This window comes from Rhodovulum sulfidophilum DSM 1374 (assembly GCF_001633165.1).
Classification (GTDB): Bacteria; Pseudomonadota; Alphaproteobacteria; order Rhodobacterales; family Rhodobacteraceae; genus Rhodovulum; species Rhodovulum sulfidophilum.
Genome location: NZ_CP015418.1, coordinates 830194 through 844608 on the forward strand (window position 1 = coordinate 830194; position 14415 = coordinate 844608).

Here is a 14415-nt window from a genome sequence, read left to right on the forward strand (position 1 = left end):
AACCCATGACGGAAACGGTGGCCATCATCGGCGCGGGTCTGATCGGCCGGTCCTGGAGCGCGCTTTTCGCCCGGGGCGGGTACGAGGTGCGGGTCTGGGACCCGGATGCAAAGGTTCTCGACCGCTTTCGGGCCGACACCGAAACGCTCTGCGAGACACTGTCGGCCGAGGGCATGCTGGACGATCCGGCCGCAACGCTGGCCCGGGTCAGGGTCTGTCCGACGCTCGAGGAGGCCGTGGCCGAGGCTGTCCATGTGCAGGAGAACGGGCCCGAGCGGATCGAGGTCAAGCAGGAGCTTTTCGCGCGGCTCGACGCGGCCTGCCCGGAGGGGGCGGTCATCGCCTCCTCGACCTCGGCCATCGTGCCCTCCCGCTTCACCGCCGATCTGGGGGGGCGGGCCCGGTGTCTGGTCGCCCATCCGGTGAACCCGCCGCATCTGATCCCGGTTGTCGAGCTCTGTCCCGCCCCCTGGACCGCGGCGGAAACCCTCGACCGGGCCGAGGCGATCTATGCCCGGATCGGACAGGTTCCGGTGCGCATGACCGGGGAACGCGACGGGTTCGTGCTGAACCGGCTGCAGGGCGCGCTTTTGGGCGAGGCGCTGCGGCTTCTGGGCGAAGGCGTGGTCGGCGTCGAGGGGCTCGATGCCACGATCCGGCATGGGCTCGGCCTGCGCTGGGCGCTGATGGGCCCGATCGAGACCATCGACCTGAACGCGCCGGACGGGCTTGTCGACTATGTCGCCCGCTATGGCGATTTCTATGCCGATATCGTGGCCGAGCCGCTGGGACGCGAGGTGTTCTCGGTCGAGACCGCCAGCCGGATCGCGGCGTCCTGGGCCCGGGATCGCGACCCGCAGGATATCCGCAGACGCCAGGACCGGCGCGACAGGCGGCTTGCCGCCTTGCGCCGGCACCTTGCTTCCGAAACGACCCAAACCTCAGGAGCGTAGAATGGCCAAACCCCGCAAGGTGATCATCACCTGTGCCGTCACCGGCGCGATCCACACGCCGTCAATGTCCGAGTTCCTGCCGGTCACGCCGGCCGAGATCGCGGATGCCGCGATCGGGGCCGCCAAGGCCGGCGCGGCCGTCGTGCATCTGCATGCCCGCGACCCCGGGGACGGCCGTCCCGACCAGTCGCCCGAAGCCTTCGCGCCCTTTCTCGGGGTCATCAAGCAGGCCTCGGATTGCGTGGTGAACATCACCACCGGCGGCGCACCGACCATGAGCATCGAGGAACGCGTGCGCCCGGCCGAGACCCACCGGCCCGAGATCGCCTCGCTCAACATGGGCAGCATGAATTTCGGGCTCTTCCCGATGCTCAAGCGCTTTCCCGATCTGAAACATCAATGGGAGCGCGACTATGTCGGCAACAAGAACATCATCTTCAACAACGCCTTCGGACAGATCGAGTACATCCTGACGACGCTGGGACCGCTTGGCACGAAGTTCGAGTTCGAATGCTACGACACGGCCCATCTCTACAATCTCAAGCACTTCCTCGACGAAGGCCTGGTCGAGGGACCCTTGTTCATCCAGACGGTCTTCGGCCTGATGGGCGGGATCGGCGCGCATCCCGACGATGTCATGCACATGAAGCGCACGGCCGACCGCCTGTTCGGCGACCGGTATATCTGGTCCGTCCTCGGCGCCGGCAAGAACCAGCTTCCGATTGCCGCGATGGCGGCCGCGATGGGCGGCAATATCCGCGTCGGGCTCGAGGATTCGCTCTGGATCGGCCCCGGCCAGTTCGCGCAGAGCAATGCCGAGCAGGTCGCCAAGGCCTGCCAGATCATCGAGGGCCTGGGGCTCGCCCCCGCCACGCCCGACGAGGCCCGCGAGATGCTGGCCCTCAAGGGCGCGGAAAGGGTCGGCTTCTAGGCTCGGTCGGGTCGGCGCCTCGGGCCAGTTCTTCGGGCGGCGCCGCGCTTCTTGCCGCGAGGCTGGACTGGCTGGCCCGGAGCATCATCTCTTCACGGTCCGGCAAAACGCCCTCGGACGGGACAGGGTATGTACGGGATCTGCAACCCGAGCCGCGCCTGGCGTCGGCCCGGCGTCGAATGATCCGGCACCAGCCGGTCGAGCCCGGCCATCTGGATCAGGCTTTCGACCGGCCCGGCCGTTTGCCGAAGCGGAAGGCCGAAGAGCCCTTTCAGTGTGAGGCGTACCTGGACCGCTGCATCAGAGACCCTCTCGGACCGCCCAGGCTTACCGGTCGTTCCGGCGTGCCAGACTGTGTCGCGATCAAACCAGACAGAGAGTGCGCCTCGCTGGCGGAGCGCGAAATTGTCGTCGGACCAGTTCGTCATGTGATATCGAATGGGAGGGGGCTTCGGTATGCCGAGGATTTAACACGTTGGATTTGCTAAGTTAATCATCATTAAGGCTTTGTGCAACAAGACCCCTTTTCACCTACAAATTCGCAAGCTGCCTCAAGACCTTCAGCGGTCTCACGCCCTACGAGTACATCTGCAAACTCCGGATTTCAGAGCCAGACAGATTCAATGTCGATCCGATTCAACAGATGCCGGGACTGAACACCTAGGCGCTAAGCAGGCCGTGCCGTTGATGATGCTCGCGTCCATGCCGCCGGACTTCGTCGGCTACTTGTATAGCGTGGCGCTGCTCATGCCATGTGCGCGGCACAGCTCGGCGGCAGAAACGCCCTCTTCCATCTGACACAAAACGCCCATGATCTGGGCCTCGGTGAAACGAGTCTTCTTCATCGGAAGCTCCTCAGTCATCCTGACGAGAAAACTCTATCTCCCATCCACCTAAGACCGGGGGGATTACCCATCCCCGACAGCAGGCAGGATCATTCCGGCCGCGGACACCGTCATTTCGCCCAATCAGCAGCCCTCATGTCCGAAGGGCAAGTATCCCGGTGCCGTCCCACGCCCCTGGCGCCGCCCCGTCGGCCGGTCGGCGGCCGTGTCAGTGCCAGTCGCGGCAGACATATTTGATTTCCATGAAGGCCTCCATGCCGCGTCGGGCGCCCTCGCGGCCGATGCCCGACTGCTTCATGCCGCCGAACGGGATCGGCGCGCCGGTGACCTTGGTCCGGTTCACCGCGACCATGCCGTATTGCAGCGCCCGCGAGACCCTGTAGATCCGGCGCGGATTCAGGCTGTGGACATAGGCGACAAGACCGAACTCGCTGTCATTGGCGCGGGCGATCACCTCGTCCTCGGTGTCGAAAGGGGTCAGCGCGGCAACCGGTCCGAACGTCTCCTCGCGCATGATCTTCGCATCATGGGGCACGTCGGTCAGCACCGTCGGCGCGTAGAACAGATCGCCCAGGGGCAGGCGCGAGCCGCCGCAGGCGAGCCTGGCCCCCTTTGCAAGGGCGTCGGCCACGTGCTCCTCCTGCTTGGCAACGGCACCTTCGTTCATCAGCGGGCCGATATCGGGATCGTCCATGCCGCGGCCGACGGTCAGGGCCTGGGTGGCCGCGGTGAAGCGGCGGCAGAATTCGTCATAGACGGGACGCTCGACATAGATCCGGTTGGCGCCCAGGCAATCCTGCCCCGAGGTCGCGAACTTGGCCTTGATGGTCTCGGCCACGGCATGATCGAGCTCGGCGCCCGAGAAGACGATCACCGGGGCATGGCCGCCCAGCTCCAGCACCAGCCGTTTCACGGTGGCGGCCGATTGGCGGTAAAGCAGCCGGCCGATCTCGGTCGAGCCGGTGAAGGACAGGGCCCGCACGCGGGGGTCCTCGGTCCAGGGGCCGACGATGGTGGCGGCATCGCCGGTCACGACATTGAAGACCCCGGGCGGCACGCCCGCGCGCGCGGCCAGTTCGGCCAGCGCCAGGGCCGAATGCGGCGTCTCGGCGGAGGGATGCGCCAGTACCGAACAGCCCGCCGCCAGCGCCGCCGCGGCCTTGCGGGTCAGCATCGCCGCCGGGAAGTTCCAGGGCGTGATCAGCGCCACCACGCCGACGGGTTCCAGCCAGAGCTCGACCTCGGCATCGGGCAGATGCGAGGTGACGCCCTCGATATTGGGGCGCTTGGCCTCCTCGGCGTAGAATTCGATGAAGGAGGCGGCATAGTCGATCTCGCCGCGGGCCTCGGACAGCGGCTTGCCCTGTTCGACGGTCATGATCCGGGCCAGATCCTCGCGCGCCTCGGTGACCAACTCGAACCAGCGGCGCAGGATCGCCGACCGGTCCTGGGGCAGGGTCCCGGCCCAGACGGGAAAGGCGGTCTGGGCACTGTCGATGGCGGCGCGGGACTGCTCGGCGGACATCGCGGCGACGCTGCCCAACACTGCGCCGTCGGCGGGGTCGCGGACCTCGAACCGGCTCTCGGAGCAGACCCAGTCCCCGCCGATACGGGACCTGTCGCGCAGCAGGTCGCGGTCGGAAAGCCCGGTCCGGTCGGCGATGGTATTCCCTGTCATGCGAGTTCTCCTTTCCCGCCAAGCCTCGCATGCAAGGCCGCGTCGAGAAACCCTTGACCTGCGAAGGGCGGACCCTAGCGCGCGGCGACTGCGCCGCCGGGACAGGGCGCGGACGGGACAGGAACGGAGGGTGGGCTAACCTTACCCGGCGCGGCGCGCCCCGCGCAGCATCCGGGCGAGCTGGCGCAGGAGCGCGATGCTCCAGAGACCGATGGTCAGCGCGCCCAGCACGGCCGAGGCGGGCCGCTCGAAGAAGCCCGCAAGCGAGCCCTGGGTGCTGATCAGCGACTGCATCAGGTTCTGCTCGACGATCCGGCCCATCACGATGCCGAGGACCGCGGGCGCCAGCGGCAGACCGGCCGCGTTCATGCCCACCGCCAGCGCGCCCAGCCCCAGCATGACCAGAAGCCCCGACATGTCGTTGTTGATGGCAAAGGCGCCGAGGCAGGCCAGCACCAGCAGCGTGGGCGCGATCACCGCGGTCGGGACCCTCAGCACCAGCCCCGCCATCCGGATCGCGATCCAGCCGAAGGGCAGCAGCATCAGGTTCGCGAGGAAGAAGACCAGAAACACCGCATAGACGATCTGTCCGTTCTCGACGAAGACCATCGGCCCGGGATTGACGCCCTTGAGGTACAGCACGCCGATGGCGATGGCGGTGATGGTGTCGCCCGGAATGGCGAAGACCAGCGCCGGGATCCAGGCCCCCGCAAGCGCTGCGTTATTGGCCGAACCACCGGCGACGATGGGCTCGATATGGCCCTTGCCCCATTTCTCGGGCTCGCGCGTCGCCCGGCGGGTGACGGCGACCGAGATCCAGGCCGCGATATCGGCCCCCGCCCCCGGCAGCGAGCCGATGGCCGTGCCCATGACCGAGCCGCGCAGGCTGGGCCACCAGTGACGCCGCCCGGCCCGCGCGATCTTCATCAGCGCCGATCCGGGCTCGGCCTCGGGCAGCTGGTGGCGCGGGCTGCGGTCGGACAGCAGCCGCAGGATCTCGGGCAGGGCGAACATGCCGATCAGCGCGGGAATGAAGGAAATCCCCTCCAGCAGCGCCCAGGACCCGAAGGTGAAGCGCGGATAGCCGGTGGTGTAATCCATGCCGACGCAGGCGATCAGCAGGCCGATCATCAGCGCGCCCATCCCCTTGAGCAGGTCGTCGCCCGCCACCAGCACGGCACAGCTGAGCCCCAGACAGCCCAACCAGAAGAATTCGAAGCTGGAAAAGCTCAGCGCGAAATCGGCCAGAAGCGGGGCGGCGGCAATCAGGATCACGGTGCCGATCACGCCGCCGATCATGCCGAAGACCGCCGAGGCGCCGATGACGAAGCCCGCCTCGCCCTTCCGGACCAGCGCATTGGCATCGGTCATGTAGGCGGCCGAGGCAGGCGTGCCGGGGATGCGCAGAAGCGCGCCCGGAATGTCGCCCGCGAAGATCGACATCGCCGCCGCCGAGACGATCGAGGCAATGGCCGCGACCGGCGACAACAGGAAGGTGATCGGGATCAGCAGCGCCACCGCCATGGTCGCGGTCAGCCCCGGCAGCGCGCCCACGACGAAACCGAAGAACGAGGCGATCACGATCGACAGGATCGTGTCGGGAGTGGCGATCAGCGCCATCGCTCCGATCAGGTCGCCCGCCATCACAGCACTCCCGTCAGCGGCCCCGAGGGCAGCGGCACCCGCAGCAGCACCCGGAAGATCAGATCGAAGGCGACGGTCAGCCCGACGGCCAGCGTCAGCGACAGGACCGGGCGGCGATAGACCGCCAGCAGCCCCGAGATCAGGATGGCGAAGACGAGGATCTGGCTGCCCAGCCGCTCGGCCAGAAAGACCACGGCCAGCACCGAGGCCACTATATAGAGTGTCGCCAGCAGGGCGCGGCGGATCTCGCCATTGCTGGGCAGGTCCAAGAGGGCGGGCAGCCCGCCTGCCGCCCGCGCCCCGCGCAGAACGAGGCCCCCGCCGAACAGCACCAGCCCGATGCCGATGAGGCGTGGAAACAGGTCGGGGCCGTAGATCTGGCCCGCGACCCGCGGGAAGCCCGCAACATACCAGATCACCGCGCCGCCCAGCGCCGCCAGCAGCGCCCCGGCCAATGCGTCATGGATCCGCATCGCGTCGCCCTTCCCGGCTCAGTCGTTCAGCCGGTCGAAGATGGCCTGCATCTTGGCCAGATCCTCGGCCATGAAGGCCTCGAATTCGGGACCGGGCCGCCAGACATGCTTGAAGCCGCGCTCTTCGAGGGTGGCCACGAAACCGTCGCAGTTGGCGGCCTTCTCGACGGCGGCGCTCAGCACCTCCAGCGCGGCCGGATCCATGTCCTTCGGTCCGGTCACGCCGTGCCAGAGCCCGTAGGTATAGTCGATGCCCTGCTCCTGCAGCGTCGGCACCTCGGGGAAGATCGCCACCCGCTCGGCCGCCATGGTCGCCAGCGGCCGCAGCTTGCCCGCCTCGATCAGCGCGCGGGCCTCGACCAGCGAGGCGGTCGAGAAGTCGCTATTGCCCGCGGCGACGTCGAGATGGCCCTTGGTGCCGCCCTGGGTCGGCACCCAGATCACCTGATCGGGCGCCATGTCCAGCGCGAACATGAGCCCGAGGAACCCCGCATGCCAGCTTGCCCCCGGCGCGGCGCCGGTGCCCTTGATGGTGGCGGGATTGTCGCGGATCGCGGTCACCAGATCGCCCATCGTCCGGTAGGGCGCATCGGCCGCGACGGTGACGCTGCCCGGCAGCTCGTTGGTCTGGCCAAGCGCGGTCATGTCGGCATGGGTCAGATCGGTCAGCCCCTGCGGCTTGTAAAGCGAGATGTCCGAGGCGATCAGCCCGATGGTGTAGCCGTCAGGCCGGGCATGGGCGATGGCGGTCTGCCCCGGAATGCCGCCGCCGCCCGCGCGGTTGACCACATTGACCGGCTGGCCCAGTTCCTTTTCCAGCTCGACCGCCAGCGTCCGCGCCACGATATCGGTGCCGCCGCCCGCCGGATAGGGCACGATCAGCTGCACCGGCCGGTCGGGAAACTCGGCCCAGGCCGCCCCCGCCGCCAATGTCAGCGAAAGCCCCGCGATCAGTGCCTTTGTCCTGGTCATGTCCTTGTCCTCCCTCGTTTCAAGTCAGTCCGGGCAGGTCGAGCCCGTAGGTATCGGCGGCCGTCCCGGCAAAGAAGGCCCGGCGGTCGGCCTCGGGCAGATCCGAGGTCACGGCCATGAAATCCGCGATCAGGTCGGGAAAGCTGCGGAACATGCCGTCGACCGGCATGTTGCTGGCAAACATCGCCCGCCCGGCGCCGAAGGTCTCGATGCAGGTCAGGATCACCTCGCGCTGCGCCTCGGTGGTCCAGGCCTCGCCCGGCACGCCAAGGCCGCTGACCTTGATCCGGATATTGGGCCGGGCCGCCGCGACCGAAAGCGCACGGCGCCACTGGGCCAGCACCGCCGGATCACGGCTGCCGGGCACGCCGGCATGGTTGATCACGATCATCGTGTCGGGAAAGTCGCGGGCCAGTTCGGCCGCGTCGGGCAGGTGCCAGAACGGCGTCTGCAGCTCGAAATGCAGGCCATGGGCGGCAAGCCCGGCATAGCCGCGGCGGAAGTCGGGGCAGCGCATCGAACCCGGCAGCGCGTGGCCCTCGTGCCAGTCGGCGGCGCGGGCGAAGGCCCTGGGCTTGTGACGAAGCGAACGGACCAGCGGAAAGGCGGCCTGCGCCGCGATCAGGTCCTGCGCCTCGGGGCGGTCCAGCCAGACCTGTGCGGTCATTGCCGCGGGAAAGCCGGTTTTCGCATGCAGATCGGCGATCCAGCGGGCCTCGCCCAGCGGATCCTCGGGGGTCCATTCGGCCTCCATGTGGATGGCGGCGGCGATGGTCCAGGGCCGGGTCGCGGCACGGTAATCGGCGGGCAGGTAGTTCCGCTTGACCGCGGAATAATCGCCATAGCGATGCGGGTGCAGCACGTCCTCGGCCAGCCATGGATGCTTGCCAAGCGACAGATCCCACATGTGGCAATGGGCATCGACGATCTGAACCGTCTCGGCTCCGGCGCGGCGTGTCATGGCTCCTCCCTCGGCACGTCTCGGGAGGAGATTTGCATGCAATATTGGAATAATGTCAAAGAAATTTCACGGAAACCGCAATATTTCTTAACTCTTGCATGCAGATCAGTGGTTTGGGGTCGCCGCCTCAAGGGCGTGTCGCGCGACTTTCCAACCGGCGCGATGGTGCGCGCGAAGCAACTCCCTCAGAAGGGGACCTTCGCGCCGCTGCAACGCGTCGAGGATCTGGGCATGTTCCTGAACCGCCCGCGCCCAGCGGCCGTGATCGCGGTTGCCCGCGAAGCGGAACCGACGGATCCGCGCGCTTTCGCTGGCATAGACCCGCGACAGCGCCTCGTTCTGCGCGGCGTCGATGATCTTCTGATGGATCGCCTGGTTGATGTGGAAATACTCCATCAATGCCCGGCGCCCGAAGGCCTCGCCCATCCGCGCGTCAAGCTCGGCGATTTCCTCGATCATTTCGGGCGTTGCATGCTCGACCGCACGCTCGGCGCCGATGCTTTCCAGCCCGATCAGGATTTCCAGGGAATCCTCGACATCCTCGGGCGACAGCCGCACCACGGTGGCCCCGGCATTGGGTCGGATCGATACCAGCCCCTCGCCGTCGAGGATCTTGAACGCCTCGCGCAGCGGCGTGCGCGAAATCCCCAGCCGCTCGGTCAGCACACGCTCGTTGATCCGTTCGCCGGGCGGGATCTCGCCGCTGACGATCAGGTCCCGGATGAATTGCGTCACCAGGATCGAGCGCTGACCCCGCGGCCAGGCCGCAACTTCCTCCGACATCGCCTGCCACTTGTCCCCCACCGCATGCCTCCGTGATTGCATGCAATGACCCTAAAAAACCCCCGACGAGAGAGCAAGGTTGTTGACGTTCGGTTTTTTGCATGCAACTCATTCCGGAAAAGCCGATTCCGGCGATGAATGAGGGCCAGACCCCAAGGATTGCGTGCGAAACGTCTCAGGACGCGGCGCGATCCTTCAGCCAATCCGAGGACGGGAATGAACTACCACACCTATTTCAGCGCCGGGGACCGCATGGTGGAAGCCTGCGTGATCGGCACCGGCGGCTTCGGGCGCAGTTTTCTGGCCCAGGGTCGCAAGGTTCCGGCGCTGTCGGTCCGGATCGGCGTCGATGTCAGCGCCGAGATCGCGGCCGAGGCGATGCGCGATGTGGGCATTCCCGAGGACCGGATCCGCATCGTGACCGGCGCCGCCGAGGCGCTGGCCGCCTTCGAGGCCGGCGCCCATGTCGCGGCGGGCGATTTCGCCCATGTTGCCGGGCTGCCCTTCGAGGTCGCGGTCGAGGCCACCGGCAATCCGGTTCACGGCGCCCGCCATGCCCGGCTGGCGATCGAGGCGGGCAAGCATGTCGCCATGGTCTCGAAAGAGGTCGACAGCGTGGTCGGCCCCGGCCTTGCCGCCATGGCCGCCGAGAAGGGGCTGATCGTGACGCCGGTCGACGGCGACCAGCCGAGCCTGCTGATCGGGTTGATCACCTGGGCCGAGACGCTCGGGCTCGAGATCGTCGCGGCCGGAAAGTCGAGCGAATACGATTTCGTCTTCGACCGTGGGACCGGCACCATCCTGTGCAACGGCCAGACCTATCCGGCGGCGGATTTCGCTCCTTACGCCCGGATGGGCGATATGGAGGCGGCCGCGCTGGTCGCCGCCCGGGGCGAGGCCGCCCGGACCCTGCCGCAGCGCGCGGTGCCCGATCTCTGCGAGATGACCGTGGTCGCCAATGCCTGCGCCATGGGCGTCGACACCCCCGAGCTGCATTGCCCGATCGCCCGGATCGACGAGGTGCCCTCGATCCTCTGTCCGGTCGCCGATGGCGGCATCCTCGGCCGCGCGGGGGTTCTCGATGTCTTTCACTGCCTGCGCGAACCGGGCGAGATCAGCTTTGCCGGCGGCGTCTTCGTGGTGATCCGCTGCGATCATGCCGACACCTGGGAGGTGCTGCGCGAGAAGGGCCATATCGTCAGCCGCAACGGCCGCACCGCGATGGTCTTCCTGCCGCGCCACCTGCTGGGGCTCGAGGCCGCGACCTCGATCCTCGAGGTCGGGCTGCGCGGCGTCTCGAGCGGCACGTCCCGGCCCGCCCATCACGCCGATCTGGTCGCCCATGCCGACCGCGACCTGGCCGCGGGCCATGTCCTGAAGATGGGCGGCCATCACCATTCGATCGACGCCGTCTCGGCCCGGATCCTGCCCGGCGGACCGCTTTCCGAGGACAGCCCGGCGCCATTCTACCTGGCCTCCGACTGCCGCCTCCTGCGCGACGTGCCCGCTGGCGAGCCGATCCGGATGCGGGATATCGAGATCCCCGAGGACAGCCCCCTTGCCGCGCTTCGCGCGCTGCAGGACAGCCATTTCGCACCGTCCGGCCAGACCGCCTGACCGGCACCAGATCACGACACGGGAGGAACCGTCATGACCCTGAACCGACGCAGCTTCATTGCCGCCGCCGGCGCCGCCGGCGCCCTGCTGGCCGCGCCCTCGATCCTCGGCGCGGCGGGCAAGATCACCCTGCGCATGGGGCATCCCCATCCCGAGACCGACAGCTGGCAGGACACCGCGCTCTGGATGGGCGAGACCCTGGCCGAGAAATCCGGCGGCGAGATCGGCCTGCAGGTTTTCCCCAACGGCCTGCTGGGCAATGACCCGACGATGATCAACTCGGTCCGGGCCGGCGCGCTCGACATCATGGTCACCGGCAACCCGTTCTTCACCAGCCTCGCGCCCGAGCTGAACGTGCTCGACCTGCCCTATCTGTTCCACGACCGCGACCATGTCGCCCGCGTGCTGGACGGCGAGATCGGCGACCGCCTGCGGACCGATTTCGAGGGCACCGGGCTTTACGCGCTGGCGCTGTGGGAAACCGGCTGGCGCCATGTCACCAACAGCCGCCGCCCGGTCGCGACCCCCGAAGACATCAAGGGGCTGAAGATCCGCACCACGCCGAACCCGGCCCATATCGAGGCGTTCCGGCTGCTGGGGGCGGTGCCGACCCCGATGGCCTTCACCGAGCTGTTCACCGCGCTCGAGATGGGGGCGGTCGATGGGCAGGAAAACCCGACCACGCTGATTCTCAACTCGCGATTCTACGAGGCGCAGAAGTATCTTTCCCTGACCCAGCATGCTTTCACCGCGGCGCCGCTGGTGACCAATGCCGCCAAGCTGGACGCCATGGACGAAGACATGCGCGCCCTGCTGATCGAGACCGCGCAGGAAGGCGCCAGACGCCAGCGCGCGCTGAATGTCGAACGCGAGGTGACCAGCCTTGCCAAGCTGCGCGAGGAAGGCATGGAGGTGGTCGAGACCCCCGACCGCCAGGCCTTCCGCGCCATCGTGGCCGAGCCGGTACAGGCCAGCTTCGGCGAGGAGTTCGGCTCGGAGCTGATCGAGCAGATCAACGCCGCCGCCTGAGCGCCTTGCGCGGCCGGGCCCGAGGCCTCGGAACAGAAGGAAAAGCCATGACTATCGTCGATCTCAGCATGACCGTGGGCCCGCATTTCCGCTGGTCGCCCGAGATTTCGGTGACGGGAGACAAGAGCGCGGGCGACCAGTTCCGGGTGACCCGCCTGTCGACCACCTGTCACGGCTTTTCCCATGTCGATGCCCAGGCCCATTTCATCGAGAACGGCCCCACCATCGAGGCGACGCCGCTCGACCGGGTGGTGGGGCCCTGCCGCATCTTCGATCTCTCGGCGGTCGCGCCCGACGAGGAAATCGGCCCCGAAACGCTGGCCGCGGCCGATCCCGGCGGCGCCGAAGGCGAGATCCTGCTGCTGGCCGCGCAATGGGATCTGAAACGCGATTCGGGTCGCCGCGAATTCTGGACCGAATCGCCCTGGCTGAACCGGGCGGCGGCCGAATACCTGCTGGCGCAAAAGCCCAGCGCGGTCGCCGTCGACTTTCCGCAGGACTACCCGATCCGGCTTCTGCTTGACGGCATCGCCGTGCCCGATGCCGAGCATGTGACCCATGACGTGCTGCTGCGCGCGGGGGTGACGCTGATCGAATATGTCGTCAATACCGCGGCGCTGAAGGGCCCGCGCACCTTCCTCTGCGCGGCGCCGCTGAAGATCGGCAATGCCGATGGCGCCCCGGCGCGGATCTTCGCCATCGAGGACATGGGCTGATGCGCCCAGCCCGCCTTGCGGTTCTGGCGGTCCGCCTCGCCGACCGGGTGCTGGCGGCCGTCGAGGCGGTGCTGGTGCTGGTGCTGGCGGCGATGACGCTGCTGGTCTTCTTCAACGTCGTGCTGCGCTACGGTTTCGATACCGGGATCACCGTCACCGACGAGGTCTCGCGCATGATGTTCGTCTGGATCGCCTTCGCCGGCGGCATCGCGGTCTCGCGGCGCCAGCAGCAGTTGGGCATCGACGTCCTGGTCGCGGCGCTGCCGCCCCTGCCGCGCCGCCTCGCCCATGTGGCGGGCAATCTGGCGGTGCTGGCCTGCTGCCTCGTGCTGGTCTCGGGTGCCTGGACCCAGATGCAGCTGAACTGGAGAAATACCGCGCCGGTCTCGGGCCTGCCGACCGCGATCACCTATGCCGCGCCCTGGTTCGCGGGCATCGGCATCGGCTGCGTCGCGCTGGCCAATGCGCTTGGCGCCGCCTTCGGCCTGACCGGCGGCATCATGGCCTCCGGCAAGGAGGATCCCGGCGCGTGACCACCATCCTGATCTTCGTCGGCGTCCTTCTCGTCACCGCCATCGCGGGCATCCCCATCGCCTTCGGGCTGATGCTGGCGGGCATCGCGATGCTCTGGCAGCTCGGCATGCTCGACTGGCAGTCGATCGCGCTGCAGATGACCAACAGCGCCGACAGCTTTCCGCTGCTGGCGATCCCGTTCTTCCTGCTCGCGGGCGAGGCGATGAACGCGGGCGGGCTGTCGCGGCGGCTGGTCAATCTGGGCCTTGCGCTGGTCGGGCATCTGCGCGGCGGGCTTGGCTATGTCGCCATCGTGACGGCCGTGCTGCTGGCCAGCCTCTCGGGCTCGGCCATCGCCGATACCGCCGTGCTGGCGGGCATGCTGGTGCCGATCATGCGGCAGTCGGGCTATCCGATGGGCCGGGCCTCGGGGCTGATCGCCTCGGGCGGGATCATCGCCCCGGTCATTCCGCCCTCGATCGGCTATATCGTCTTCGGGGTCGCGGGCAATGTCTCGATCACCCGGCTGTTCCTGTCGGGCATCGTGCCCGGCGTCGCCATGGCGCTGGCGCTGACCGCGACCTGGTGGCTGATGTGCCGCCGCGAGAACATGGCCACCCTGCCCCGCCGCACGGGCCCCGAGATCCGCAGCGCGCTGGTCGATGCGGTGGTGGCGATGATGCTGCCGGCGATCATCGTCGGCGGGCTTAAATTCGGCATCTTCACCCCGACCGAGGCCGGTGTGGTGGCCTGCATCTATGCCTTGCTGGCGGGCACCCTCATCTATCGCGAGATCACACTCGGGGTGCTTTACGAGTGCATGCTGAACGCGGTGCGCACGACCGCCGCGGTGATGCTGCTGATCGCCGCCGCTGGGATCACCGCCTATGCCATCACCATCGCGGGGGTGCCGCAGCAGCTGGCGGTGCTGCTCGGACCGCTGGCCCAGCACCAGACCCTGCTGATGCTGGCCATCGTCGTCATCGTGATCCTGGTCGGCACCGCGCTCGATTTCATCCCGACGCTGCTGGTGCTGACCCCTGTGCTGTTGCCCATCGCCAAACAGGCGGGCATCGATCCGGTCTATTTCGGCGTGATCTTCATGATGTCGGCCGCTATCGGGCTTCTGACCCCGCCGGTCGGCGCGGTGCTGAACGTGGTCTGCGCCGTAGCCCGGCAGCAATATGCCGATGTGGTCCGGGGGGTCATGCCCTTCATTGTCGTACAGGTCCTGCTGCTGTTGTTGCTGGTGCTGTTTCCGCAAATCGTCATCCTGCCGGGGCGCTGGCTTTACTAGGCC

13 protein-coding genes and 3 pseudogenes are annotated in these 14415 nt (G+C 67.7%); 8 read left to right on the plus strand and 8 right to left on the minus strand.

All coding sequences use genetic code 11. The features are described 5' to 3' along the window. The first annotated feature begins 5 nt into the window (after positions 1 to 5). Together A6W98_RS04100 and kce are read left to right on the plus strand one after the other, a co-directional pair. The gene (locus A6W98_RS04100) at positions 6 to 953 is read left to right on the plus strand and encodes a 3-hydroxyacyl-CoA dehydrogenase (protein ID WP_042458237.1); all 948 of its coding nucleotides are present in this window, start codon (positions 6 to 8) and stop codon (positions 951 to 953) included. Position 954: 1 nt separating this feature from the next. After that, the gene (kce, locus tag A6W98_RS04105; RefSeq protein ID WP_042458239.1) at positions 955 to 1884 is read left to right on the plus strand and encodes a 3,5-dioxohexanoate:acetyl-CoA acetone transferase; all 930 of its coding nucleotides are present in this window, start codon (positions 955 to 957) and stop codon (positions 1882 to 1884) included. Between the two features lie 131 nt (positions 1885 to 2015). Here kce and A6W98_RS20170 read toward each other — a convergent pair. After that, a pseudogene (locus A6W98_RS20170) lies at positions 2016 to 2342 on the minus strand (transposase); the annotation flags it as partial. Positions 2343 to 2416: 74 nt separating this feature from the next. On the opposite strand from A6W98_RS20170, the pseudogene A6W98_RS20845 reads away from it, so the two are divergent. Continuing rightward, a pseudogene (locus tag A6W98_RS20845) lies at positions 2417 to 2548 on the plus strand (IS481 family transposase); the annotation flags it as partial. A 61-nt stretch (positions 2549 to 2609) separates the two neighbouring features. On the opposite strand, the pseudogene A6W98_RS04110 reads toward A6W98_RS20845, so the two are convergent. The 7 genes and pseudogenes from A6W98_RS04110 to A6W98_RS04140 all read right to left on the minus strand — a co-directional run. Continuing rightward, a pseudogene (locus A6W98_RS04110) lies at positions 2610 to 2729 on the minus strand (transposase); the annotation flags it as partial. 208 nt (positions 2730 to 2937) lie between these two features. Further along, a complete protein-coding gene (locus A6W98_RS04115) occupies positions 2938 to 4407 on the minus strand; it encodes an NAD-dependent succinate-semialdehyde dehydrogenase (protein ID WP_042458243.1) in 1470 nt (489 codons plus the stop codon). 141 nt (positions 4408 to 4548) lie between these two features. Continuing rightward, on the minus strand, positions 4549 to 6051 hold the full coding sequence (locus A6W98_RS04120; protein WP_042458246.1) for a tripartite tricarboxylate transporter permease: 1503 nt from the start codon (positions 6049 to 6051) through the stop codon (positions 4549 to 4551). Beyond that, entirely contained in the window at positions 6051 to 6524 is a 474-nt protein-coding gene (locus A6W98_RS04125) for a tripartite tricarboxylate transporter TctB family protein (protein ID WP_042458249.1), read from the minus strand. Before A6W98_RS04125 ends, A6W98_RS04120 begins: the two co-directional genes overlap by 1 nt. Positions 6525 to 6542: 18 nt before the next feature. Then, positions 6543 to 7496 (minus strand): tripartite tricarboxylate transporter substrate binding protein, encoded by a 954-nt coding sequence (locus A6W98_RS04130; RefSeq protein ID WP_042458252.1) that lies wholly within the window; start codon positions 7494 to 7496, stop codon positions 6543 to 6545. A gap of 19 nt (positions 7497 to 7515) precedes the next feature. Next, positions 7516 to 8457, minus strand: a complete 942-nt coding sequence (locus tag A6W98_RS04135) for an amidohydrolase family protein (RefSeq protein WP_042458255.1) — start codon at positions 8455 to 8457, stop codon at positions 7516 to 7518. Positions 8458 to 8562: 105 nt separating this feature from the next. Further along, positions 8563 to 9261 carry a GntR family transcriptional regulator gene (locus A6W98_RS04140; RefSeq protein WP_202260047.1) on the minus strand — a complete coding sequence of 233 codons (699 nt, stop codon included), beginning with the start codon at positions 9259 to 9261 and terminating at the stop codon, positions 8563 to 8565. Between the two features lie 195 nt (positions 9262 to 9456). On the opposite strand from A6W98_RS04140, the gene A6W98_RS04145 reads away from it, so the two are divergent. Genes A6W98_RS04145 through A6W98_RS04165 form a run of 5 tightly spaced genes read left to right on the plus strand, consistent with a single transcriptional unit; the run spans position 9457 to position 14412 of the window. After that, a complete protein-coding gene (locus A6W98_RS04145; protein WP_042458261.1) occupies positions 9457 to 10857 on the plus strand; it encodes an NAD(P)H-dependent oxidoreductase in 1401 nt (466 codons plus the stop codon). A gap of 33 nt (positions 10858 to 10890) precedes the next feature. After that, positions 10891 to 11886, plus strand: coding sequence for a TRAP transporter substrate-binding protein (locus A6W98_RS04150; protein WP_042458264.1), 996 nt, complete (start codon positions 10891 to 10893; stop codon positions 11884 to 11886). 47 nt (positions 11887 to 11933) lie between these two features. Then, positions 11934 to 12602 carry a cyclase family protein gene (locus A6W98_RS04155; protein ID WP_042458267.1) on the plus strand — a complete coding sequence of 223 codons (669 nt, stop codon included), beginning with the start codon at positions 11934 to 11936 and terminating at the stop codon, positions 12600 to 12602. After that, positions 12602 to 13135, plus strand: a complete 534-nt coding sequence (locus A6W98_RS04160) for a TRAP transporter small permease (RefSeq protein WP_042458270.1) — start codon at positions 12602 to 12604, stop codon at positions 13133 to 13135. The genes A6W98_RS04155 and A6W98_RS04160 overlap by 1 nt, the downstream gene beginning before the upstream one ends. Next, a complete protein-coding gene (locus A6W98_RS04165) occupies positions 13132 to 14412 on the plus strand; it encodes a TRAP transporter large permease (RefSeq protein WP_042458273.1) in 1281 nt (426 codons plus the stop codon). The genes A6W98_RS04160 and A6W98_RS04165 overlap by 4 nt, the downstream gene beginning before the upstream one ends. The last annotated feature ends 3 nt before the right edge of the window (positions 14413 to 14415 follow it).